Source organism: Patulibacter sp. SYSU D01012, assembly GCF_017916475.1.
In the GTDB taxonomy this organism is placed as follows: domain Bacteria; phylum Actinomycetota; class Thermoleophilia; order Solirubrobacterales; family Solirubrobacteraceae; genus Patulibacter.
This window is the reverse complement of record NZ_JAFMTB010000001.1, coordinates 1733515-1757051: the sequence shown is the minus strand read 5'-3', so window position 1 is coordinate 1757051 and position 23537 is coordinate 1733515. Positions and strand designations below refer to the sequence as shown.

Genomic DNA, 23537 nt, shown 5'->3' with positions numbered 1-23537 from the left:
ACGGGGCGACCGCCCGGCCCCGCGCATCGCCGGCGTCAGGCGACCGCCCCGGCCCGGAGGATCGCCGGCTTCGCGGGGTCGGCCCGGCACCCCGCCGGCGTCAGGCGACCGCCCCGGCCCCGACGGATCGCGGGCCCACGGCGTCGGGCCGCCGCGGCCGGGCCGGTGCGGCCTCCTGCCCGCGCGGGCGCGCGGGACGCCGGAGCCGGACGAACGACGTCAGGCGAACGGCCCGCCCGGCACGCGCTGCGGCACCAGGCGCACCGGGCCGAGCAGCCCCGACGCCTCGGGCGGCCAGACCTTCGGGTCGAACGTCTCGTAGGTGATGTTCACGATGTAGTAGCGGGTCCAGTCGACCTCGCCGCGCTGCGACATCGCGCGGACCTCGTTCGCCGCCAGGTTCGTCACCTCGATCTCGAGGACGTTGGGGCCCTTCCGCAGCGCGTCGCCGGCGGGCACCGCGAACGGCAGGCTCCACGCCGTCTCGAGCTCGCGGCCGTTCAGCCGGACCCGCGCGGACTCGCGGACGTCGCCCAGGTCCAGCGCCCACTCGTCCGCGCGGGCGCCGCGCGGCAGGGCGAAGCGCAGCGTGTAGCGCGCGGTGCCCGAGAAGCCCTCGGCGTCGGGGCCGAGCTCCGTCCACGATCGCAGGGCGTCCAGGCGCCGCGGCGCGGAGACGCGGCCGTCGCGGCCCAGGAAGCGCAGCTCCCACGGGCCGTCCAGCGCGATCGCCCGTCCGGCGTCCTGCGCGACCGCCCAGCGGCGACCGTGCACCCGGCGGCGGGCGAACGTGCGCAGGAAGACCGACTCGCCCGGCTCCAGGCGCAGGCGCACGGCCGTGGTGCGGCCGCGGCGCAGGCTCGCGATCCCGCGGGCGCCGTCGTGTGGGTCGAGCACGACGGCCGAGGCCGCGGCGTCCGCGACGGGCACCCAGCCGTCGACGGCCTCCTTGCCCAGGTTGGCGACGAACAGGTGCTTGCCCTCGTCGTGGCTGCGGCGCAGGACGCGCAGGCCCAGGTCGGCGGCCGGCTCGCGGCGCGCGCCCGTGGTCGCGAGCGCGCGGTCGACGTCGTCGGCGACGAGGAAGCGCCCCCAGCCCAGGCGGTGCTCCGTCCCCACGGCGGTGCGGCGCCCGGCGCGACGGATCTCGCCCAGCAGCGCGGCGAGCTTCGCGCGGCGGCCCTCCAGGTCGGCGAGGCCCGGCACGTCCTCGGGCAGCGCGCGGTGGAAGATCACCGTCGCGCCCGCCTTGGCGAGCGCGACGAGCCGCTCGAGCGTCTCCAGCGGCATGAGCTTGGCGCCCGGGACGACGAGCGTGGCGTACGTGCCGCCCGTCGCCCGCAGGCCGCCGCGCGCCGCCTCGATGCCGTCGAGCATGCGGTCGGAGACGTAGTCGAACTGCCAGCCGCGGTCCTGGATCGTCGTCGCGACGGCGCCGAACCCGGTCGGGTGCTGGTGCAGCCACTGCTCGGCGCCGTGGACGGTGAACTGCGGGACGAGCGGGTCGGCCGCCGTGTGCCACAGGTCGTGCTGCGGGAAGTAGAGGAGGACGTCGTTGTCGTGCGTCCCGTCCTGCAGGATCGACTGGCTGCGCGTGACGTACGCGGTGAGCTCGGGCAGGTCGCGCCACAGCGTGTTCTGCGGGGTGACCTCGGTCGACGCGTAGAAGTTCAGGCCGGGGAAGGCCTCCTCCGGCGGCGAGTACGTCGTGCCGTGGAAGAAGACGTGGTTGATGCCGGCCGCGAAGAGCTGGTCGAGCTCGGGCTTCATCTGCGAGAGCGAGACGTGGAAGTGCTCCGCCAGCCACGTGCAGCTCTCGGACGAGGCGAGCGGCTTGCCCTCGACGTGCGCCGCCGACGAGGCGAAGCGCATGACGAGCGGGTCGGGACGGCCGAAGTCCTCGGTGGAGTAGTTCGGGTCCTCGCGCAGGCCCGGGATCGGGAAGGCGCTGGGGCCGAAGCTCTCCGTCTCCGGGATGTCGACGCGGGCGTACAGGTCGAGCAGGTTGGCCGGCGAGCCGTGCGCCTGGTTGCGCGTGCGCCAGCCGTGCTGCTCGTTCCACGCGGACCAGCGCTCGGTGAAGCGGCTCAGCAGCAGGTCGGCGAACGTCTCGCGCACGTCGGAGCGGACCCGCGCCCGGGTCTCCTCGTCGCCCTGGCCGGCGACCTCGGGCAGGTACGGCACGACGTCGTAGCCGCGCAGCTGCGCGAAGTCGGCGACCATCGTGTCGGTCCAGTTGGCGGCGCCGACCTCGTAGGAGTCGTGGAACATCGCGCGCAGGCCGTGCGAGCCGCCGCCGAGCGCCTCGTCGAAGCGCCGCAGGTAGTTCGGGAGCGCCCGCTCGGACACGTAGTCGATCACGACGCCCTCGCTGCCGGGCGCCGCGCGCTTGACCGCCATGCGGACGCGGCCGACGAAGACCGCGGTCAGCTCCCAGCCGCCGGCCGGGGCGACGGCGTCGAGGGTGCCGTCGGCGCCGACCTTCTCGGTCAGGTCGACGGTGCTGCCGTCGGCGGCACGGGCGACGAGGCGGTCGAGCGGCGGGACCGGCTTGTTCTTGGGCGGGTTGCTGGCGCGCACCGGCACGGACAGGCGCTGCCCCTCGGCCACGGTCCAGCGCTCGATCAGCACCTTCGCGGCGCCGTCCTCGTCGGCCACCCACGGGCCGCCGAACGGCCAGCCCGAACCCGTCGTCATGTCGACGCCCATGCCCAGGCGCGACGCGGTGCGCGTGGTGCTGTCGAGCGCGGCGACCCACTCCGGGGAGAGGTACGCGCGGTTCTTCGCCTCGTTGCCCTTGACCCCGTAGATCGGCTGGATCTCGACGCCGCCGATGCCCGCGTCGCGGTACGCCTGCAGGTTGGCGGCGATCCCGGCGTCGTCGACCGCGCTGCCGAGCCACCACCAGCGGGTCCACGGCTTCGCCTGCGTCGTGGCCGTCGGCCAGGCCGTCGGGGCGGTGTCGCGGCCGGGTCCACGGCCGCGGCCGCGGCTGGCCGCGGCGCCGGCCGGCATGGCCGCGAGGGCGCCCGCGCCCACCGCGGCCGCCGACGTCCTCTGGACGAACTCCCTGCGTCGCATCGCTGCTCTCCTCTCGCTGTGCGGCCCGGGGGGATGGAGGTCGGGCCTACCGACGATCGCTTCTGTGCGTTTCCGTGGTGGACGGCGAAAACCGAACACCTAAGCTCGCAACCGATCGGTTGGCGGACCATACCGTGCGCGCCGTCACACGTGGGAGGGATGGCGGTGGCCGAGGGGCTCGGCCGGGGGCGGCGGGCGGCGGGCGGCGGGCGGGGGTCCGGGGCGGCCGGGGTGGCGCGGCGCGAGTGGCGGCCGTGGGGCGCGTTCCGGCTCAGGACCGCATAGCGGACCCCAACCGGAACAGGGCGCGAGACGGGGACGCGTTCCGGCTCGGGGCCGCATGGCGGACCCCAACCGGAACGGGGCGCGAGGCGGGGACGTGTTCCGGCTCGGGGCCGGATGGCGGACCTCTGCCGGAACGGGCCGGGAGGCGGGGACGCGTTCCGGCTCAGGACCGCATGGCGGCCCCCACCCGGAACGGGACGCCAAGCGGGGACGTGTTCCGGCTCAGGGCCGCATGGCGGACCTCAACCGGAACGGGGCGCGACGCGGGGACGCGTTCCGGCTCAGGACCGCATAGCGGACCCCAACCGGAACGGACCGCCAGGCCGGGACGCGTTCCGGCTCAGGACCGGATGGCGGGCCGCAACCGGAACGGGGCGCGACGCGGGGACGCGTTCCGGCTCGGGGCCGCATGGCGGACCTCAGCCGGAACGGGCCGCGAGGCGGGGACATGTTCCGGCTCGGGGCCGCATGGCGGACCTCAGCCGGAACGGGCCGCTAGGCGGAACTCGTTCCGGCTCAGGGCCGCCTGGCGGCCCCCACCCGGAACGGGACGCCAGGCGGGGACAGGTCCGGCTCGGGGCCGCATGGCGGACCGCAACCGGAACGGACCGCCAGGCGGGAACGCGTTCCGGCTCGGGGCCGCATGGCGGACCGCAGCCGAAACGGGCCGCGAGGCGGGGACGCGTTCCGGCTCGGGACCGCACGGCGGGCCTCAGCCGGATCGGGCCGGGAGGCGGGGACATGTTCCGGCTCGGGACCGCATGGCGGCCCCCAACCGGATCGGGCCGGGAGGCGGGGACGCGTTCCGGCTCAGGACCGCATGGCGGCCCCCAACCGGATCGGGCCGGGAGGCGGGACATGTTCCGGCTCAGGGCCGCATGGCGGCCCCCAACCGGAACGGACCGCGAGGCGGGGACGCGTTCCGGCTCAGGGCCGCATAGCGGCCCCCAACCGGAACGGACCGCCAGGCGGGGTCGTGTTCCGGCTCAGGACCGCATAGCGGCCCTCAACCGGAACAGGCCGGCAGGCGGGGTCGCGTTCCGGCTCAGGACCGCATAGCGGACCCCGACCGGAACGCGCCAGCGCACCGGCGCAGGTTCCGCCTGGTCCGTCTCGAGAACGCTGGTCGCGCCGCCTTCGTCCCGCGGACGTGTTCCGGATCGCCACCGTCCAGGCGCGGCGATGCGGCACGCTACCCGGCCCGCCCTCTCGCTCCGGACGTGTTCCGGATCGCCACCGTCCAGGCGCGGCGATGCGGCACGCGACCCGGCCCGCCCTCTCGCTCCGGACGTGTTCCGGGTCACCATCGTCCAGGCGCGGCGATCCGGAACACGACCCGGCCCGCCCCCTCGCCCCGGACGTGTTCCGGATCACCACCGCCCAGGCGCAGCGATGCGGCACGCGACCCGGCCCGCCCTCTCGCCCCGGACGTGTTCCGGATCACCACCGCCCAGGCGCAGCGATCCGGAACACGACCGCGCCCCCGCGCCGCCGCCGCGCCACGCCACGCGGCACCACGCCACGCGGCGCCACGCCACGCCACGCCGCGCCGCACCGCACCACGCGGCCGCGCCCTACTTCGCCTCGAGCCAGGTCCGCCCGACGCCGCCCTCGACCTTCAGCGGCGGGTCGTGCTTCCACGGCGCGACCATCTCGCGCTCGACGAGGGCGCGCACGCCGTCGGGGCCCTCCATCTCGTCGGCCGGGCCCTCGACGAGGAGCTCGTCGTGGATCGTCAGGACCATGCGCGAGCGGACGCCGCGCTCGTCGAGGGCGCGGCGGACGCCGATCATCGCGAGCTTCATGATGTCCGCCGCGGTGCCCTGGATGATGGTGTTGACCGCCAGGCGCTCGCCGAGGGAGCGCATCTGCGGGTTGCGGGCGCGCAGCTCGGGGATCAGGCGCCGCCGGCCGAACATGGTGCGGACCTCGCCGGCCTCCTTCGCCTGCTCGATCGTCGCGTCGATGAAGCGCTTGACGCCGGTGAACTGGGCGAAGTACGCGTCGATGACCTCGCGGGCCTCGTCGCGCGGGATGTTCAGGCGCTCGGCCAGGCCGAAGTCGGTCAGGCCGTAGGCGATGCCGTAGTTGACCATCTTCGCCTTCGACCGCAGCCCCGGATCGAGCTCGTCCTCCGTCACCCCGAAGACCGTGGTGGCGGTGGCGGTGTGGACGTCGCGGTCCTCGCGGAACGCGTCGCGCAGCGTCTCCTCCTCCGCGTAGTGCGCGAGGATCCGCAGCTCGACCTGCGAGTAGTCGCAAGAGAGCAGCACGTTCTCGCCCTCGGCCTCGAAGCAGCCGCGGATCCGCCGACCGAGCGAGGTGCGGACGGGGACGTTCTGCAGGTTCGGGTCGGTCGACGACAGGCGCCCGGTCTGGGCGACGGTCTGCTGGAACGTCGTGTGGATGCGGCTGCGCGGGTCCGCCTCGGCGAGCTTCGGCAGCACGTCGAGGTACGTCTTCGTCAGCGTCGAGAGCTCGCGCCAGCGCTCGATGAGCGGGACGATCTCGTGCTCGTCGCGGATCTGCTGCAGCACGCGCGCGTCGGTCGAGAAGCCCGTCTTGCCCTTGCGCTTCTTCGTCAGCCCGAGCTCCTCGAAGAGCACCTCGCCCAGCTGCTTCGGCGAGCCGATCGTGAACTCGCGGCCGGCCAGCGCGTGGATCCGGGCCTGCAGGTCGGCGATCTCGGCGCGCACCTCGTCGCCGACCTCGTTCAGGCGTGGGACGGACAGGCGCACGCCCTCGCGCTCCATCTCGCGCAGCACGTCGACGAGCGGCAGCTCGACCTCGCGCAGCAGCCGCATCAGGCCGGTCTCGTCGAGCAGCCGCCGCTGGTGGATCGCGAGCATCGCCACGCGCACCGCCGCCGCGCCGGCGGGGTCGTCCGTCGTGACCGTCACGCCGATCTCGTCGGCGAGCTCGTCGAGCGGGTAGCCGCGACGCTGCGGCTCCAGGACGTACGCGCCGAGCAGGGTGTCGTGGTCGAGCCGCGGCGGCACGTCGCGGTCGCCCGACCCGGCACCGGCGGCGAGCGCCTTGCCGTCGTGGCAGACGAGCGGCCGGTCGGCGAGCACGGCGAGCACCTCGCCCGGGGTCGCGCAGCCGCCGAGCAGCAGCTCGGCCGGCCGGCCGGCGTCGTCCAGCCGCGCGACGGCGAACCGCAGCGGCGCGCCCGGCGCGTCGGGGGCGGCCTCCGCGTCGGCGCCCTCCCCCGCGGCCTCGGCGGCGTCGGGGTCGAAGAGCTGCCCCGACTCCTCCTGCGCGGCGGCGGTCGGCTCGACGACCGCGACGGCGACCCGCGCGGGCGCGGCGCCGTCGTGCTCGGCCAGCGCGGCCGCGAGCGCGTCCAGCGCGACCCGCCGCTCGGGCGCCTCGACGGCCTCGCCCTCGGGGCCCGAGGGGCGGCCGTCCTCCTCCAGCAGCGGCTCGAGCCGGCGCCACGGGTCGCGCAGCTCGAAGCGGTGGAAGACCTCGCGCAGCGCCTGCGCGTCGGCCTTCTCGGCCAGCAGCGCGTCCAGGTCCAGGTCGATCTGGAGGTCGGTGTGGATGCGCGCCAGGTCGCGCGAGATCCGGGCGTTCTCGGCGTGGTCGATCAGGTTCTGCTTGCGCTTGGCGCCCGAGACCTGGTCGACGGACGCGAGCACCGTCTCCAGGTCGCCGAACTGCTGCAGCAGCTGCGCGGCCGTCTTGTCGCCGATGCCGGGAACGCCGGGGATGTTGTCCGACGTGTCGCCCTTCAGGCCGTAGAAGTCGGGGATCATCTCGGGCGGCAGGCCGTAGCGCTCCTGCACGGCGGCGTAGTCGTAGACCTTCGTCTCGGTGATCCCGCGCGCCGTCGCCATCACGCCGACCCAGTCGTCCGGGTCGATGAGCTGGAACTGGTCGCGGTCGCCCGTGACGATCACGGTGCGCAGCTTCCGCTCGCGCGCCTTCGTCGCCAGGGTGCCGATGACGTCGTCGGCCTCCCAGCCCGGCAGCGAGACGTTGGCGTAGCCGAAGCCGGTCGTGATGTCGGTCAGGAACGGCCACTGCTGGCGCAGCAGGTCGGGCTTCTTCGACCGCTGGGCCTTGTACTCGGGGTAGACCTCGTTGCGGCCCGACATGCCGGCGTCCCACGCCACGGCGGTCGGGACGGGCCCCAGGTCCTGGTACAGCTTGACGAGCATCGACGCGAAGCCGAAGAGCGCGTTCGTGGGCTCGCCCGTCGACGTGGCGATGGACTCGGGGAGCGCGAAGAAGGCGCGGTACGCGAGCGAGTTGCCGTCGATCAGGAGCAGGTCCGGGGCCGCGTTCTTCGTCACACCGAGCAGCCTACGCGGCGCGCCGGGCGCCCGAGGGTCGGCGGCCCGCCGACGGCCCGGATCGCCCGATCCCCAGGCGGTTCCCTGGTATGCCAGTGGGGCCGAAAACCCCCGCTGCTTGCATACAAGACGGCCCCTCCGGAAGGGCTACTGTTCCGCCGCGTGAGCGGCACACCCTCAGCGCAGTACTCCATCGTCCTCCGCGTCGAGATCGACCACCGGCCCGGCGCCCTCGGCGCCGTCGCGTCGGCGATCGGCGCGGCGGGGGGCGTGATCGGGGACGTGGCGCTCGTATCGGTCACGGGCGACACGCTCGTCCGCGACATCACGGTGTCGGCGAGCGGGCAGGGCGCGTGGGACGCGATCACGACGGCGATCGCCGAGCAGGCCGGCGCGCGCGTCGTGCAGCTCGTCGACCGCACGTTCCAGGTGCACGAGGGCGGCAAGCTCGAGACGACCGCCAAGCACCCGCTGAAGACGCGCGACGACCTCGCCATGGCCTACACGCCGGGCGTCGCGCGGGTCTGCGACGCGATCGCCGCCGACCCGGCGCTGTCGCACGACCTGACGATCCGCAAGAACACGGTCGCCGTCGTCACCGACGGCACCGCGGTGCTGGGCCTGGGCGACATCGGCCCCGAGGCGTCGCTGCCCGTCATGGAGGGCAAGGCCGTCCTCTTCAAGGAGTTCGCGGGCGTGGACGCGTTCCCCCTCGCCCTGTCGACGAAGGACCCGGACGAGATCGTCGCGATCTGCAAGGCCGTGGCGCCGACGTTCGGCGGCATCAACCTGGAGGACATCTCGGCCCCGCGGTGCTTCGAGATCGAGGACCGCCTGAAGGCCGAGCTCGACATCCCGGTCTTCCACGACGACCAGCACGGGACCGCGATCGTCACGCTGGCGGCGCTCATCAACGCCTGCCGGATCACCGGCAAGCGGCTGGAGGACCTGTCCGTCCTGGTGACCGGCCTGGGCGCCGCGGGCGTGGCGGTGACGAAGATCCTGCTGTCGGCGGGCGTCACCGACATCATCGGCGCCGACTCGAAGGGCCTCGTGTCCACGAGCCGCCCCGACTACGTCGACGGGTCGATGAACTCCGTCAAGCGCTGGTACGCCGAGATGAGCAACCCCGAGGGCCTGACCGGCCCTCCGGGCGACCACCTGGGCGGCCGGGACCTGTTCGTGGGCCTGTCGGGCGCGCGCCTCTTCCCCGCGGAGCGGCTGGCGGCCATGAACGACGACGCGATGGTCTTCGCGATGGCGAACCCCAACCCCGAGGTGGCCCCCGAGGAGGCCGCCCCCTACGCGCGCATCATCGCCACGGGCCGCTCGGACTACCCCAACCAGATCAACAACGTCCTCGCGTTCCCGGGGATCTTCCGCGGCGCCCTCGACGCGCGCGCCACCCGGATCACCGAGGGAATGAAGATCGCCGCGGCCCACGCCATCGCCGGCCTCGTGGCCGACGAGGACCTGCGCGAGGACCACATCATCCCGTCCGTCTTCGACCGCGAGGTGGCGCCCGCCGTCGCGGCCGCGGTGGCCGAGGAGGCGGTCGCGGAGGCCGCGGCGCCCGCGTAGGCTGCGGGCATGCACGTCACCGTCACCGGGGCGACCGGCACCGTCGGCACGCGACTCGTCGGTCGGCTGCTGGCCCGCGGCGACCGCGTGACGGTGCTCTCGCGCGACGCCGACCGCGCCCGCGCCGCGCTCGGCGGCGCCGTCGAGGCGTTCGCGTGGGACCCCGCGTCCGGCCCGCCGCCCGCCGCGGCGCTCGAGGGCCGCGACGCCGTCGTCAACCTGGCCGGCGAGCCCGTCTTCCAGCGCTGGACCGCGGCCGCGAAGCCGCGGATCGAGGCGTCGCGGTGGACGACCACCCGGCACCTGGTCGACGGCCTGGCCGCCGCGGCGGACGGCCCGAGGACGCTCGTGAGCGGCTCGGCGTCGGGGATCTACGGGGACCGGGGCGACGTCGTCGTGCGCGAGGACGCGCCGGCCGCCGACGACTTCCTCGGCCGCCTGGCCCGGGTCTGGGAGCAGGAGGCGCGGCGCGCGGAGGAGCACGGGGTCCGGGTCGCGCTCGTCCGCACGGGCATGGTGCTCGACGCCGACGGCGGCGCGCTGCCCGTGATCGCGCGGCCCGTCCGGCTGTTCGCCGGCGCGTGGCTGGGCAGCGGGCGCCAGTGGGTGCCGTGGATCCACGTGGACGACCACGTCGGCATCCTGCTCGCCGCGCTCGACGCCGACGGCTTCTCGGGCCCCGTGAACGCGTCGGCGCCCGAGCCCGCGACGAACAAGGCCCTGACGAAGGCGATCGGCCGGACCCTCCGGCGGCCGGTGCTGGCCGGCGCCCCGGCCCCGCTGCTGCGGGCGATCCTGGGCGAGCAGGCCGCCCTCGTCCTCGACTCCTGCCGCATGGTGCCGGACCGCGCCGGCGAGCTCGGCTACGCGTTCGCGCACCCCACGCTGGACGGCGCGTTGCGCGACCTGCTCGGGCGCTGACCGCGGCGTCCCCCGGGCGCGCCGCGGGCGGCCGCCGTCAGCGTGCGGCGGTGGCCCGGCGCAGCGCGCCGTTCAGCTCGCGCACGCGGGCGTGGAGCGCCGCGCTGCGGGCGGGGTCCGCGGTCGGCGCGGTGCCCAGGGGGTACAGGACCAGCGGAGCCGCGTCGCGGCGGCGCACCTCGCACACGGCCACGCCGCCCTCCTCCTCCACCGAGAACCCGTCGACGGCCGCCCACGGGATCCGCCGGCGGCGCAGACCGGTGACGACGAGGCCGTCGGCGTCGTAGGCGACGCCCGCCCCGAAGGCGGCGGCGCAGCCGCCGACGGCCAGGACGAGCCCGCCCGCGAGGACGCCCGCACCGCCCGCGTGGCCGTGCCGCAGCGCGGCGAAGGCCGCGAAGAACGCCAGGAAGGCGGCCAGCGCGACGGCACAGCGGAACGCCAGGTGGTCGACGGCGGGCATCGGCAGCACGCCGCGCGGCGCGGTGACGGCGGAGGTCGGACCGGCCGGGGCGGTGGCGCGGCTGCCGCCTGCGTGGCGGCCCGAGCCGGTGTCGGGGTGCAGGTCCATCACCGACGTCGTCGGCCGCCGGGCGCCCGGCCTTGAGGCGTGCTGGACGATCCCGGCGCTCCCAGGCCCGTCGCCCCGCGCGGATCGCCCCGCGCGCGCCGGCCGCCACCCGCCACCGGGGCGCACCGCGCGCCGGGGTCAGCGCGCGGGCGCGTCCAGGTCGCGGACGACGCGCCAGCCGTAGGCCGCCGGTCGGGCCAGGCCGACGGCGGTGGCCGCGACCGTGCCGTCGGGACGCTGGGCCGCCTCGGCCGGCGGGGCCGGCACGCGGGCGGCGACGAGCGCGTCGGCGACGTCGTCGCGACGGTTGCCGCCCTCGGGGCCGGCGCCCTCGACCGCGCGCAGCATCAGCTTCATCGCGCGCCAGCCGGCCATCACGCCGGCGGGCGCCGGGGTGCCGAAGTAGCGGCGGTGCAGGGCGTCGATGCGCCGCGTCAGCGCGTCGCCGTCGGGCGCCGGATCGTCCACCACGGCCTCGGCCCGGAGACGCTCGCGGCGGGCGAGCTGCGCCACGCCGCCGGACGCCGCCCCGCGGGTCAGGAAGATCCGCCGGCCCTGCAGCTGCGCGACGAGCGGGCCGAGCAGGTCCGCCGCGTCGCCGGCCGACGGCTCGCCGGCCAGGACGACGCAGTCCGCGCCGCGGCGCAGCGCCTGCCCCAGTCCGGTGACGAGCTGCGGATCCGTCCACGCCGAGCCGAGCAGCCGGACGTCCTCGTCCACGGCGGGCGTGTCGAAGCGCCGGCCGGCGCCGGCGCCCTGCGCCTGGACGAGGATCGTCGTCGAGCACGACGCGGCGCGCACGCGGGCGCCGACGGCGCGGGCGATGCGCGCGTCGGGCGTCGACAGGTCGACGCCCAGGCGCGGCCCGCGGGGCGCCAGGTCGGCCCGCGTCGCGCCGGTCTGGCCGCCGTTGGCGGTGACGTAGGCGACGCCCGTCTGGCCGGCCAGGATGGCCCACTGACGGATCGTCACGGGCTCGATGCCGCTGATCGCGCCGATCGTGCCGACGTCGCGCAGGAAGTTCCCGGCCTCGCGGGACGCGCCGGCGGCGCTCACGGCGACGCCGTCGTCGTCCGTCGTGTCGCGGATCGACAGGCGGACGCTGTAGTCGCCCGCCCCGCCGCCGGAGTCGGCGAGCGCGAGCTGGGCGCCGCGGGCGAGCGCCAGGCCGGGACCGGCCCAGGGACCGCGGGTGGGGACGCCGACGTACACGGCGACCTTCGTCGCGTAGGCCTCCTCGCCCGTGGAGTCGCCGCCGCAGCCGGCGACGCCGGCCCCGGCGGCGGTCAGCGCCAGGCCGAGGGCGATGCGGCGCGCCGCGGCGCGCACGCGCTAGGCGCGCTGCGCGTCGGAGCGGTGCGCGTCGGCCTCGTGGCCCGCCGTCTCCGTGCTGCGCTCCTGGCGGTAGCCGAGCACGCGCCAGATGGCGGTCGAGAGGGCGATGAGCGCGAGCGCCGGGATGGCGGCGTCGACGGACTTCCAGCCGAGCGCCCAGAGGACGAGCCAGAGGAGGGACGACGCCGTGATCGCGTAGATGAGGCCCATACGGGCTCCCAATCTACCGGGAACGCGGCGTCCCCGCTCGCCGAAGGCGCCGGCCGTCCCGGCCGTCAGCGGCCGAGGCCCGACGCCAGGTCGGCGAGCACCGCGCGGACGGCCTCGACCGGGCGCTCCTCCCCCGCGGCGCGCACGAGCCGGGTGCCCACGATGGCCCCGTCCGCCCCCGCCGCGGCGGCGGCCCGGGCGCCCTCGGCGTCGCCGATGCCGAAGCCGATCGCCACGGGCACGTCGGTCCCGCCGTCGCCCTTCGCCCGGGCGACGATCTCGCCGAAGCGGTCGGCCGGCGAGCCGCTGCGCTCGCCCGTGGTGCCGACGACGGACACGGCGTACAGGAACCCGCGGGCGGCGGCGCGTACCTCGGCCACCCGCTCCTCGCCGGTCGTCGGCGCGACGAGCGGGATGAACGCGACGCCCGCGGCGTCGCACGCGGAGACGACGTCGGTGGCCTCCTCGCCGACCGGCAGGTCGGGGACGATCAGGCCGCTGAACCCCGCGTCGGCCAGCCGCCGCGCGAAGACGTCGGCGCCGGGCCGCAGGACGAGGTTCGCGTACGTCATGAGGACGACGGGCACGTCGTCCGACAGCTCGCGGCCGAGCGCCAGCACGTCGTCCACGGTGACGCCGGCCTCGAGCGCCGTCGTGCCGGCGGCGTGGATGATCGGGCCGTCCGCGAGCGGGTCGCTGTACGGGATGCCCAGCTCGACGACGTCGGCGCCGCCCTCGACGTACGCGCGCAGGACCTGCCGCGAGGTCTCCAGGTCGGGGAAGCCGCCCATCGCGTAGGCGACGAGCGCCGCGTCGCCGGGCGCCTCGGCGAAGGCGCGCCGGATGCGCTCCTCGCCCGCGCCGCCGCGCAGGACCGGGGCCGTGGGCTCGGTGCTCATCGGATCTCCGCTCCGTCCTGGGGGCCGTCCCCGTCCTGGTCGGCCACGGGGTCGTGCCCCAGCGGCTCGGCGACCGTGTGCGCCAGGGCGTCGTCGCCCTCGAGCTCGCGCAGGCCGGCGAGCGCGTGCTCCATGTCCTTGTCGCCGCGGCCGGACAGGCACACGATCTCGATCTCGACGTCCGGCGCCGGCACGTGGAGGACGTGGTGCAGCGCGTGGCTGGACTCGAGGGCGGGGATGATGCCCTCCAGGCGCGAGACGGTGCGGAAGGCGCGCAGCGCGTCGGCGTCCCCCACCGGCACGTACGTCGCCCGGCCCGTGTCGCGCAGCCACGCGTGCTGCGGCCCGACGGCCGGGTAGTCCAGGCCGGCCGAGATCGAGTGCGCCTCGAGGATCTGCCCGCGGTCGTCCTGCATCACGGGCGTCATCGCGCCGTGCAGCACGCCGGCCTCGAGGCCGCCGGCCAGGACCGCGCCGTGCGCGCCCGTCTCGATGCCGTGGCCGCCGGGCTCGACGCCCAGCAGCGCCACGTCGGGGTCGTCGAGGAAGGCGGTGAAGATACCGATGGCGTTCGAGCCGCCGCCGACGCAGGCGACGACGCGGTCCGGCAGCCGGCCGGCGGCGTCGAGGATCTGCGCCCGCGCCTCGTCGCCGATGATCCGCTGCAGGTCCCGCACGATCGACGGGAACGGCGCCGCGCCGGCGGCGGTGCCCATGACGTAGTGCGTGTCCTCGACGGTGGCGACCCAGTCGCGGAACGCCTGCGACACGGCCTCCTTCAGCGTGCGGGCGCCGGACTCGACGGGCTGCACCGTCGTGCCGAGCAGCCGCATCCGCTGCACGTTCGGCATCTGGCGGCGCATGTCCTCGACGCCCATGTAGATGACGCACTCCAGGTCGAGCAGCGCCGCGGCGGTGGCCGTCGCCACGCCGTGCTGGCCCGCGCCGGTCTCGGCGATCACGCGCGGCTTGCCCATGTGCTTCGCGATCAGGCACTGGCCGATCGCGTTGTTGATCTTGTGGGCGCCGGTGTGGTTGAGGTCCTCGCGCTTGAGGTACACCTCGCGGCCCACGCGCTCGCTGATGCGGCGAGCCAGGTACAGGGGCGACGGCCGGCCGACGAAGTCGCGCAGCAGGGTGCCCAGCTCGGCCTGGAAGCCGGCGTCCTCGCGCAGCGTCGCCCACGTGCGCTCGAGCTCGTCGAGGGCGGGCAGCAGCGTCTCGGGCACGTAGCGGCCCCCGTAGGGGCCGAAGCGCCGCTCGCTGCCGATCTCGGTGAAGGGCGTGCCGGGCGTCATCGGGACTCCGTCGTGGTGGTCGGGGTGGGGTCGTCGGCGTTGCGGCCGGCGGTGGCCGCGCGGATGAACGCGCGGACGAGCTGCGGGTCCTTGCGGCCCGGCTCGGACTCGGTGCCGCTCGCGACGTCCACCGCGTACGGGTGGACGGCGCGCATGGCGTCGGCGACGTTGTCCGGCGTCAGGCCGCCCGAGAGGATCAGGCGCGGGGGGCGCTCGCCGGGCACCGCGCGGGAGACCTTCGCCAGGCTCCAGTCGAAGGTGCGGCCCGTGCCGCCGGCCTCGCCCTCGACGTACGTGTCGAGCAGGTGGAAGTCGGTGTGGAACACCTGCAGCGCGCGGACGTCGGCGCCGGTGCGCACCCGGGCGGCCTTGATGACCTTCGCCCCCGTGCGGCGCGCGACCTCGGCGCAGAAGGACGGGCCCTCGTCGCCGTGCAGCTGCACGAGCGTCAGGTTGCACGCCTGCGCGATCTCGTCGATCTCGTCGAGCGTCTGGTTGACGAAGACGCCCGCCAGCTCGGTCCGGCGCTTCAGGCTGGCGCCGATCGCCTGCGCCTGCCCGATGCGGCAGCGCCGCTTCGATCCGCGGAAGAAGATCATCCCGATCGCCCACGCGCCGGCGTCGGCGGCCAGCTCGGCGTCCTCCAGGCGCGTGACGCCGCACACCTTGACCCGCGCGGGCGTCGGGCCCTTCGGCGTCGGCCCGGCCGCGGCGGCGGGCACCCGCACGGGGCGCGGCCGCTCCTGCGGCGGGGCGCCCGTGGCGCCGGCGGTCTCGGGGGGCGGCTGCTCCTGCACCCATCCATCGTAGGCCCCGGGCGCCGGCGGCGCGGCCGGCCGGGGCGCGGCACGCGGGGCCGCGCGGCGCGGCGGTCCGCGCCCGTGGCCCCGCGCCGTCGCGGGCGGGCCCTACGGCGTCGCGCCGAACGGGTCGGTCAGGCCGTCGCCGCTCTGGCCGCCGTCCGGGGCCTGCTCCTGCTGCTCCTGCCCCTGCTGGGCCTTCGTCCGGCTCGATCGGCGTCCGAGCTCGACCTTCAGCGTCTTGCGCTCCTTGCCGCGCAGCACCTCGACGTCCACCGTCTCGCCCGGCTTGTGCTTCGCGACGATCGCGGAGACGTCGTCCGATCCGCGGACCGCCTCGCCCGCGAGCTTCACGATCAGGTCGCCGCCGATCTGCAGCGGGCCGTCCGCGGTGTTCACCGTGACGCGGCCCCCGCGGATGCCCGCCTTCGCCGCGGGCGAGCCGCCCTGCACGCTCTGGACCCACGCGCCGGGCTGGTCCGGCACGTTCAGCTCGGCCGGCAGCGACCCCTTCTCGGGGGCGTCGGTCGAGGTGATGCCCAGGTAGGCGATGTTCGCGCGGCCCGTCTTCTGCAGGTCGGGGAGGATCTGCTTGACGGTGTCGATCGGCACGGCGAAGCCGATCCCGACGCTGCCCGAGCCGCTGCCGCCCGTCGCGATCTGGCTGTTGATGCCGATCACGCGGCCGGCGCCGTCGAGCAGCGGTCCGCCGGAGTTGCCGGGGTTGATCGACGCGTCCGTCTGGATGACGTTCTCGATCGGGAAGCCGTCCGGGGCGGTGATGCGGCGCTGCTTCGCCGACACGACGCCGGTCGTCAGCGTGCGGTCCAGGCCGTAGGGGTTGCCGATCGCCAGGACGGGGTCGCCGACCTGGATGTCCTTCGCCGAGCCGAGCTGCAGCGGCCGCAGGCCCAGGCCCTTCGGGTCGACCTTCAGCACCGCGACGTCGGTCGAGGTGTCCTGGCCGACGACCTTCGCGTCGACGGTGCGCTCGTTCGAGAAGGTCACGCGGACCTTCGTCGCGCCGTCGACGACGTGCTCGTTCGTGAGGATCGTCCCGTCGTCGTCGATGACGAAGCCGGACCCGGTGGCCTCGCCATCCTGCTCCTGCGGCATCCCGAACGGGTTCTGGGACTGGCTCTCCTGGCGGACGGTCGCCTGGACGAGCACGACCCCCGGCGCGTCCCGCTCGTAGATGTCGCGTGCCGTCGGGGCGTCCGCGTCGGCCGCCGCCGACGAGCTGGCGGCCACGGGGGCTTGGCGCAGGACGGTGGTCGTCGTGCCGTCCCCGCCCCCGACGCCGAGGGCCCCGGCGCCGAGCGCGATCCCGGCGCCGAGCAGGGCGGACACCCCGACGACCGCGGGGGTTGCGAGCTTGCTCATGGACCGAGTATCGCCCCGGCCCCATAAGCGCAGGTGAAGCGGCTCTAGGAGCCGCCTCAGACCTCGCCCGTCAGCTCCCGGGTGGCCGCCTCGAGGTCGTGCTGGCGCATCAGGTGGGTGCCGACGAGCACCGCGTCGACGCCGACGCGCTCGAGCTCCTCGAGCTGGTCGCGGCGGGCGATGCCCGACTCCGAGACGACGATCTTGCCGGCCGGCACGGCGCTCAGCAGGTCGAACGTCGTGTCGAGGTCGACGCTGAGGTCGCGCAGGTTGCGGTTGTTGATGCCGATGACGTCCGCGTCGACGACCTCGAGCGCGCGCTCGAGCTCCTCGCCGTCGTGGACCTCGACGAGGACGTCCAGGTCGAGCTCGTGCGCGTCGCGGTACAGGCGGCGCAGCTCGTTGTCCTCGAGCGCCGCGACGATCAGCAGCATCGCGTCGGCACCCGAGACCGCGGTCTCGACGACCTGGTACGGGTGGACGACGAAGTCCTTGCGGATGATCGGCAGCGAGCTGGCGGCCCGTGCGGCGGCGAGGTCCTGGAGGCTGCCGCCGAAGAACGGCTCGTCCGTCAGGACGCTCAGGGCCGTCGCGCCGGCGCGCTCGTAGGCGCGCACGACCTCGGCGACGTCGGAGCCCTCGCGGATCGGCTCGGGCGAGCTCGGCGCCCGCCGCTTGTGCTCGGCGATGACCGAGACCCCGGGGTGCGACGCGAGGGCCTCGGCGAACGGCCGGCCGTCCTCGCGGGCGCCGAGGCGCTCGCGCAGGACCTTCTCCGGCGTCTCCTTGCGGCGACGCCGGACCTCCTCGCGGGTGCGGTCGACGATGTCGTCGAGGACGCTCATGCACGGGCCTCCTGGACCAGCTGGCTGGTGCGCTTCACGTACTGGTCGAGCACGCCGTGGGCGGCGCCCGACGTGATCGCCTCGCGGGCGCGCTCGACGCCCTCCGCGAGGGTGTCGGCGCCGCCGCCGACGACGATGCCCGCCCCGGCGTTCGCGACGACGAGCTCGGTGGCCGCGCCGGGCTCGCCGCTCAGCACGCGGCGGGCGACGTCGGCGTTCTCGGCGGGGCTGGCGCCGCGGACCGCGTCGAGCGGGTGCGACGCGACGCCGAGCTCCTGCGGCGTGACGGCGAAGGGGCGGACGCCGTCGGGGGTGACCTCGTAGACCGTGGTCGGCGCGGCGATCGAGATCTCGTCGAGGCCGTCGTCCGAGCGGACGAGCAGCGCGCGCTCCGTGCCCAGGCGGTGGACCGCGTCGGCCATCTTCTCGATCACGCCGGGGTAGCCGACGCCGATGACCTGGCGCGGCGCGCCGGCCGGGCTGGTCAGCGGCCCGAGGATGTTGAACACGGTCCGCACCGCCAGGTCGCGGCGGACGGGGATCACGAAGCGGGTGGCGGCGTGGTGCCGGGGCGCGAAGAGGAAGCCGAAGCCGACCTCGTCGATGACCGCGCCGACCTGGTCGGGCGCCAGGTCGATCCCCGCGCCGAGGGCCTCGAGCACGTCGGCGGCGCCGGACTTCGACGTCGCGGAGCGGTTGCCGTGCTTGGCGACCGCGCAGCCGGCGCCGGCGATCACGAACGACGCCGTCGTCGAGACGTTGAACGTCAGCTGCCCGCCGCCGGTGCCGACGATGTCGACGAGCGCCTCGCGCGACGTCGTCACCTTCGACGCGTGGGAGCGCATCGCGGCGGCGAGACCGGCGATCTCGTCGGCGGTCTCCCCCTTCGTGCGGAGGGCGATGAGGAAGCCGGCGATCTCCGTGTGGGAGACCCCGCCGGCCATGATCTCGTCGAGGACCCGTTGGGCCTCGGGCAGGTCGAGGTCCTCGCCGGAGGCGACCTTCTCGATCGCGGGCGTGAGCACCGGGTGCGGCATGCGTCCGCGGGAGGTTAATGGATCGCCGCGACGACGATCATCGCGTCACGCCGTCCTGGAGGAACCGCTCGAGCATGCCCATCCCCTGCGGGGTCAGCACGGACTCGGGGTGGAACTGCACGCCCTCGACCGGCAGCTCGCGGTGGCGCACCCCCTGGATGACCCCGCCGCCGCGCGCCGTGACCTGCAGCTCGTCGGGCAGCGCGTCCTCGGCGAGGACGAGCGAGTGGTAGCGGCCGACCTGCACCGTCTCCCCCAGCCCGCGGTAGATCGAGCGCCCGTCGTGCGTGATGTCGCACGTCTTGCCGTGCACCGGCTCGTGGCGGACGACGAGCCCGCCGAACGCCTGGCCGAGCGCCTGGTGGCCCAGGCAGACGCCCAGCGTCGGCACGCCGGCCTCGGGGAAGCGCCGGATCGCCTCGAGCGAGATGCCCGCCTCGTCCGGGGTGCACGGGCCGGGCGAGACGACGAGGCGGTCGGGCGCCGACGCCAGCAGCTCGTCGACCGTCGCCTTGTCGTGGCGGACCACGTCCACCTGCGCGCCGAGCTCGCCGAGCTCCTGCACCAGGTTGTAGGTGAAGGAGTCGTAGTTGTCGATGACGAGGACCCGCGTGGTCACCCCGTCATCCTCCCGCGCCGGGGCGCTCACGCCCAGCCCCGCTGCTCGAGCGCCACCTCGACGGCGCGCCGGATCGCCCGCGACTTGTTCACGGACTCCTCGTACTCGTACGCGGGGAGCGCGTCGGCGACGGTGCCGCCGCCGGCCTGCACGTGCGCCCGGCCGTCCTTGAAGACCGCGGTGCGGATGTGGATGCAGGAGTCCAGGTCGCCGGACCACCCCAGGTAGCCGACCGCGCCGCCGTAGCCGTTCCGCTTGACGGGCTCGAGCTCGTCGATGATCTGCATCGCGCGGACCTTCGGCGCGCCCGAGAGCGTGCCGGCCGGCAGGACGGAGCGCAGCGCGTCCATGGCGCCGACGTCCGCGCGCAGCGTGCCGGAGACGGCGGAGACGATGTGCAGGACGTGCGAGTACGTCTCGACGACCATCAGCTCGTCCACGGCGACCGAGCCGTACGTGCAGACGCGGCCCAGGTCGTTGCGGGACAGGTCGACGAGCATCACGTGCTCGGCGCGCTCCTTCTCGTCCGCCAGCATCCCGGCGGCCAGCTCGGCGTCCTCGGCCGGCGTCGCGCCGCGCGGACGCGTGCCGGCGATCGGGCGCATCGAGATGCGGTCGCCGCGCACGGTGACGAGCGGCTCGGGGCTGGCGCCCACGACCTGCCAGTCGACCATGTCGAGGTAGTACATGTACGGCGACGGGTTCACGACCCGCAGGCCGCGGTAGACCGAGAACGGGTCGACGTCGAGCTCGGCCGTCCAGCGCTGCGACGGCACCACCTGGAAGGCGTCGCCGGCGCGGACGTACTCGATGATCCGCGAGACGGTCGCCTCGAACTCCTCGCGCGTGTGCGTCGACGTCCACTCCGCGGCGCCCCGCGCGGGGGCGTCGGCGGGGCGGCCGGGCGGCGTCGGGCGGTCCAGGGCCTCGTGCAGGTCGGCGATCCGGTCGACCGCGTGGGCGTAGCGCTCCTCGAGCGTCGTCGGGGCCTCGGCGCGCGGGCCGCCGACGTGGACCGGGCAGAGCAGCGAGAGCGTGTGCTTGAGGTGGTCGAAGACGACCATCCCGTCCGTCACGAGCAGCGCCAGGTCGGGCGTGCCCAGCACGTCCTCGTTCGGCGCGCCGAGCGGCTCGACGGTGCGGACGAGGTCGTAGGCGAAGACGCCCAGCGCGCCGCCGACGAACGGCGGCAGGTCGCCGACCTGCGCGACGCGGCCGCGGCCGATCGCCTCGCCGGCCAGCGCGTACGGATCGCCCGCGTCGCCCAGGCGCCACTCGATCGTGCGGGCCGGGCGGACGCCGAGGAACGAGTAGCGGCCGAAGCGCCCCTGCTCGGCGGACTCGAGCAGGAACGACGGCTCGTCCGGGTGCGCGGCGCGCAGCTTCAGGTACGCGGCGACGGGCGTCTCGACGTCGTCGATCGTCGTCGCCACGACCGGGACGACGTCGTGGTCGGCCGCCAGCGCCCGCAGCTCGTCGAGCGAGGGCGCCAGGGTCAGGCCGAGCGCCTCGGCGCGCGCGAGGGCGGCGGCGGGATCAGCGGCGTCGGGCACGGAGGACCTCCTGCACGTCGCCGAGCGTCCGCCCGCGGCCGCGGATGAGGGCGAGCAGGTGGTAGAGGACGTCGGCGGCCTCGTTGTCGACGCGGTCGTCGCTCTCCTCGCGGGCGGCGCGGAAGACCTCCTCGGCCTCCTCCTCGACCTTGGCGCCGGCGAAGGCGCGGTCGCGCAGGAGCTGCGCGGTGTACGAGCCCTCGGGGGCGTCGGCGGCGCGGGCGGCGAGGACGCGCTCCAGGTCGGGCAGCACCTCGTGCGGCGCGAGCTGGTCGCCCGGGACCTCGTCGCCGGCCGGCCCCTCGGGGGCGCCCGGGGCGTGGAAGCACGTGCGCGCCCCCGTGTGGCACGCCGGGCCGGCGGGCTCGACGAGCGCGAGGACCGCGTCCTGGTCGCAGTCGACCCGCAGCGCCCGCACCCGCTGGACGTTGCCGGACGTCGCGCCCTTGTGCCACAGCTCCTGCCGCGAGCGCGACCACAGGTGCAGCTCGCCGGTCTCTCGGGTCCGTCGCAGCGCCTCGTCGTTGGCGTAGGCCAGGGTGAGCACCTCGCCGGTGCCCCAGTCCTGGATCACGACCGGCACCAGGCCGGCCTCGTCGAAGCGCACGATGTCGGTCAGGTCCGGCAGATCGGGCACGCGGGCGATTCTGACAGCGGCGGCGCGCGGGAGCGGGGCCGCCCCTAGCATGGGGCCGCGATGGGGAGCGCGTGGAACCTGCGGCGCTGGACGGCCGTCGCGGTGCTCGCGCTGGCCCTGGCGGGCTGCGGCGGCGGTGAGCGGGCCGCGGCGCCCGCGACGACGACCGTCCCCGAGCCGTCCGCCGCCGAGGCCACCCCCGAGGAGGCCACGAGCGCGGACGAGGTCGCGTCGGACCGGACGGTGGCCCGTGCCGCCCGCCGCGCCGCGCGCGACCTGGAGCGCGCCGGCAGCAGCGACGCGTGGGCGGTGCCCGACGCCGTCCTCGCGCCGCTCGACACGCTGTGGAGCGCCCGGCGCGGCGCGTACGTCTCGCCCGGCGGCATCGTCTCGACCCGCCTGAACGCCGAGCTGCTGCGCATCCACGCCGCCGCGGCGCGCGCCGGGCACACGGGCCCCTCCCGCCGGGACGACCGGATCGCGAGGATCGCCGCCTACCTGACGGGCCCGGCGTACATCGCGGACGTCAGGGGCGTGCGCTTCGGGGGGTCGCGGCACAACTCGATCCACGTCCCCGGCTGGCGCGAGTCCTCCGCCGACGTCGTCAACCAGCACCAGAGCATCGACGCCGCCGTCGCCCGCGCGCTCCGCGAGACGTGGCTCGTCCGGGACCGCGTCGGGGTGCCGGCCGCCACGCAGGACCGCATCCGCCGCACGGTCGCGGCCGTCACGGCGTCGCCGACGTTCGCCTACCCCGGGCGGCTGCTCAACCAGATCAACTGGAACGCCGAGCTCTACGCCGCCGCCGCGACGATCACCGGGAACCCGGCGCCGCTGCGCGACGACTACCGCCGCCAGCTGACGTGGTTCGCCGACCACGCGCACCGGCCGATCGCCAAGGGCGCGCAGCCCAACCTGAGCACCGGCCTGGGCTTCTACTACCAGCCCGAGGACGACGCGCAGGCGTCCGTCAACCGCAGCGACACCGTCGAGTACGCCAACACCGTCCTCGGCGCGCTGCGCTACTACGACGAGGCCGTCGCCGCGGGGATGGAGCCGCTGAGCGGGACGGAGCGGCGGACGATGAAGGCCTGGGCGCGGCACACGCTGCGCGCGGACTGGGCGCCCTCGGGCTACCTGAACTGGGAGACCGGCAAGGGCGCCAGCCGCGTGCACCTGCGGCAGTACTGGGCGCTGGCGCTCGACGGCGCCGTGAACGCGACCACCGGCGGGTCGCGGCTGATCGGCACGGAGCCCGCCGAGGGCGACCGCCTGCTGGCGCGCGGCGTCGCGCTCTTCCGCCGCTGGGCCGCGGACACCGGGACGGTCCTGCTCCCGCCGACGGCGTTCGGCTTCCCCTCCGCGTTCGAGAACGTCAAGGAGAACCGCACGACGGCCTCCGTCCGCCTGGCGGCGGCGATCGCCGAGTGGGCGGCCGACTGCGGCTGCTCGGGGCAGCTGCCGCCGCCCGACCCGCAGCAGGCCGAGCTCGTGACGGCCTACGACCCGGGCTTCCGCCGGCTGGCGGTCAACGGCCCGCGCTACGCGACCGCGATCTCGCCCGTCGCCGTGCCGACCGGCGGCGGTCTGGAGCCCGCGTGGATCCTCGACGAGCGGGCGACGGCGCTGACCGCCCTCGGCGGCGGCGGGGACGGCAGCCTGGGCCTGCGCCTGGACCGCTCCGGCGCGGTCCTCGCCGACACCCAGCCGGGGGTCGCGGACGCGGCCGGCCTGTCGCTGGCGCCCGTCGCCGGACAGCCCGACGCCTACACCGGCGTGGTCAGCGGCCAGGGCGCCGACGTGCGCGTGACCCACGAGTTCCGCCGCGACGAGATCGTCACCCGCTACGTCGTCGACCCCAGCGTCGGCGTCCGCGTGACCCTGCGCGTGCCGAGCGCCGGCCGCGAGGGCACCGTGCGCTGCACCGCCCGCCCCGCCGCGCTGATCGAGGTCGCCGACGAGCGGCTGCCCGGCTGCCGCGAGGGCGAGGACTACCTCGTGCGCTCCGACGGCGCCAACATGCACGTCGACTTCGCCGGCCTGCCGCGCCGCGCCCGCGTGGCGCTCTCCCGCCCCGCCGCCCGCTCGACCGCGCCGCGGCCGGGCATGGAGGCGACGGTGCGCTTCCGCGTGACGAAGCGGACGACGTTCGAGCGGATCCTGCGCCCGCTCGGCCGCTGA

17 protein-coding genes are annotated in these 23537 nt (G+C 75.7%); 3 read left to right on the top strand and 14 right to left on the bottom strand.

Annotation, left to right across the window (positions count from 1 at the left end; all coding sequences use genetic code 11):
* Positions 1-219 precede the first annotated feature (219 nt).
* Positions 220-3081: a glycosyl hydrolase gene (locus tag J3P29_RS08010; RefSeq protein ID WP_210492555.1), complete on the bottom strand. Its 2862-nt coding sequence runs from the start codon at positions 3079-3081 to the stop codon at positions 220-222.
* 1859 nt (positions 3082-4940) lie between these two features.
* A complete protein-coding gene (gene polA, locus J3P29_RS08005; protein WP_210492554.1) occupies positions 4941-7667 on the bottom strand; it encodes a DNA polymerase I in 2727 nt (908 codons plus the stop codon).
* Between the two features lie 162 nt (positions 7668-7829).
* On the opposite strand from polA, the gene J3P29_RS08000 reads away from it, so the two are divergent.
* Together J3P29_RS08000 and J3P29_RS07995 are read left to right on the top strand one after the other, a co-directional pair.
* Positions 7830-9248 (top strand): NAD-dependent malic enzyme, encoded by a 1419-nt coding sequence (locus tag J3P29_RS08000; RefSeq protein WP_210492553.1) that lies wholly within the window; start codon positions 7830-7832, stop codon positions 9246-9248.
* 9 nt (positions 9249-9257) lie between these two features.
* Positions 9258-10169 (top strand): TIGR01777 family oxidoreductase, encoded by a 912-nt coding sequence (locus tag J3P29_RS07995; protein ID WP_210492552.1) that lies wholly within the window; start codon positions 9258-9260, stop codon positions 10167-10169.
* Positions 10170-10206: 37 nt separating this feature from the next.
* On the opposite strand, the gene J3P29_RS07990 is transcribed toward J3P29_RS07995, so the two are convergent.
* The 12 genes from J3P29_RS07990 to hisIE form a co-directional block, all read right to left on the bottom strand.
* Positions 10207-10740 (bottom strand): hypothetical protein, encoded by a 534-nt coding sequence (locus J3P29_RS07990; RefSeq protein WP_210492550.1) that lies wholly within the window; start codon positions 10738-10740, stop codon positions 10207-10209.
* Between the two features lie 138 nt (positions 10741-10878).
* Positions 10879-12069: a hypothetical protein gene (locus tag J3P29_RS07985; RefSeq protein ID WP_210492549.1), complete on the bottom strand. Its 1191-nt coding sequence runs from the start codon at positions 12067-12069 to the stop codon at positions 10879-10881.
* A gap of 3 nt (positions 12070-12072) precedes the next feature.
* Entirely contained in the window at positions 12073-12285 is a 213-nt protein-coding gene (locus tag J3P29_RS07980) for a hypothetical protein (RefSeq protein WP_210492547.1), read from the bottom strand.
* A 65-nt stretch (positions 12286-12350) separates the two neighbouring features.
* On the bottom strand, positions 12351-13184 hold the full coding sequence (gene trpA / locus J3P29_RS07975) for a tryptophan synthase subunit alpha (protein WP_210492546.1): 834 nt from the start codon (positions 13182-13184) through the stop codon (positions 12351-12353).
* The gene (gene trpB / locus J3P29_RS07970; protein WP_210492545.1) at positions 13181-14482 is read right to left on the bottom strand and encodes a tryptophan synthase subunit beta; all 1302 of its coding nucleotides are present in this window, start codon (positions 14480-14482) and stop codon (positions 13181-13183) included. The genes trpA and trpB overlap by 4 nt, the downstream gene beginning before the upstream one ends.
* Positions 14479-15279, bottom strand: coding sequence for a phosphoribosylanthranilate isomerase (locus J3P29_RS07965; protein ID WP_349239783.1), 801 nt, complete (start codon positions 15277-15279; stop codon positions 14479-14481). The genes trpB and J3P29_RS07965 overlap by 4 nt, the downstream gene beginning before the upstream one ends.
* Before the next feature lie 111 nt (positions 15280-15390).
* Positions 15391-16665, bottom strand: coding sequence for a trypsin-like peptidase domain-containing protein (locus tag J3P29_RS07960; protein WP_210492544.1), 1275 nt, complete (start codon positions 16663-16665; stop codon positions 15391-15393).
* A gap of 56 nt (positions 16666-16721) precedes the next feature.
* Entirely contained in the window at positions 16722-17510 is a 789-nt protein-coding gene (gene trpC, locus J3P29_RS07955; RefSeq protein ID WP_210492543.1) for an indole-3-glycerol phosphate synthase TrpC, read from the bottom strand.
* On the bottom strand, positions 17507-18547 hold the full coding sequence (trpD, locus tag J3P29_RS07950; RefSeq protein ID WP_210492542.1) for an anthranilate phosphoribosyltransferase: 1041 nt from the start codon (positions 18545-18547) through the stop codon (positions 17507-17509). The genes trpC and trpD overlap by 4 nt, the downstream gene beginning before the upstream one ends.
* Positions 18548-18584: 37 nt before the next feature.
* A complete protein-coding gene (locus J3P29_RS07945; protein WP_210492540.1) occupies positions 18585-19166 on the bottom strand; it encodes an aminodeoxychorismate/anthranilate synthase component II in 582 nt (193 codons plus the stop codon).
* Positions 19167-19192: 26 nt separating this feature from the next.
* Positions 19193-20719: a chorismate-binding protein gene (locus J3P29_RS07940; RefSeq protein WP_210492539.1), complete on the bottom strand. Its 1527-nt coding sequence runs from the start codon at positions 20717-20719 to the stop codon at positions 19193-19195.
* Positions 20703-21356, bottom strand: coding sequence for a bifunctional phosphoribosyl-AMP cyclohydrolase/phosphoribosyl-ATP diphosphatase HisIE (gene hisIE / locus J3P29_RS07935; protein ID WP_210492538.1), 654 nt, complete (start codon positions 21354-21356; stop codon positions 20703-20705). Before hisIE ends, J3P29_RS07940 begins: the two co-directional genes overlap by 17 nt.
* A 60-nt stretch (positions 21357-21416) precedes the next feature.
* Between hisIE and J3P29_RS07930 the strand changes: the two genes are divergently transcribed.
* Positions 21417-23537: a hypothetical protein gene (locus tag J3P29_RS07930; RefSeq protein ID WP_210492537.1), complete on the top strand. Its 2121-nt coding sequence runs from the start codon at positions 21417-21419 to the stop codon at positions 23535-23537.

Coding starts and splice junctions, on each gene's coding strand:
- J3P29_RS08010 (WP_210492555.1), bottom strand. CDS start 3,081: ATGCGACGCAGGGAGTTCGTCCAGAGGACGTCGGCGGCCGCGGTGGGC.
- J3P29_RS07995 (WP_210492552.1), top strand. CDS start 9,258: ATGCACGTCACCGTCACCGGGGCGACCGGCACCGTCGGCACGCGACTC.
- J3P29_RS07990 (WP_210492550.1), bottom strand. CDS start 10,740: ATGGACCTGCACCCCGACACCGGCTCGGGCCGCCACGCAGGCGGCAGC.
- J3P29_RS07980 (WP_210492547.1), bottom strand. CDS start 12,285: ATGGGCCTCATCTACGCGATCACGGCGTCGTCCCTCCTCTGGCTCGTC.
- trpA (WP_210492546.1), bottom strand. CDS start 13,184: ATGAGCACCGAGCCCACGGCCCCGGTCCTGCGCGGCGGCGCGGGCGAG.
- trpB (WP_210492545.1), bottom strand. CDS start 14,482: ATGACGCCCGGCACGCCCTTCACCGAGATCGGCAGCGAGCGGCGCTTC.
- J3P29_RS07960 (WP_210492544.1), bottom strand. CDS start 16,665: ATGAGCAAGCTCGCAACCCCCGCGGTCGTCGGGGTGTCCGCCCTGCTC.
- trpC (WP_210492543.1), bottom strand. CDS start 17,510: ATGAGCGTCCTCGACGACATCGTCGACCGCACCCGCGAGGAGGTCCGG.
- trpD (WP_210492542.1), bottom strand. CDS start 18,547: ATGCCGCACCCGGTGCTCACGCCCGCGATCGAGAAGGTCGCCTCCGGC.
- J3P29_RS07930 (WP_210492537.1), top strand. CDS start 21,417: ATGGGGAGCGCGTGGAACCTGCGGCGCTGGACGGCCGTCGCGGTGCTC.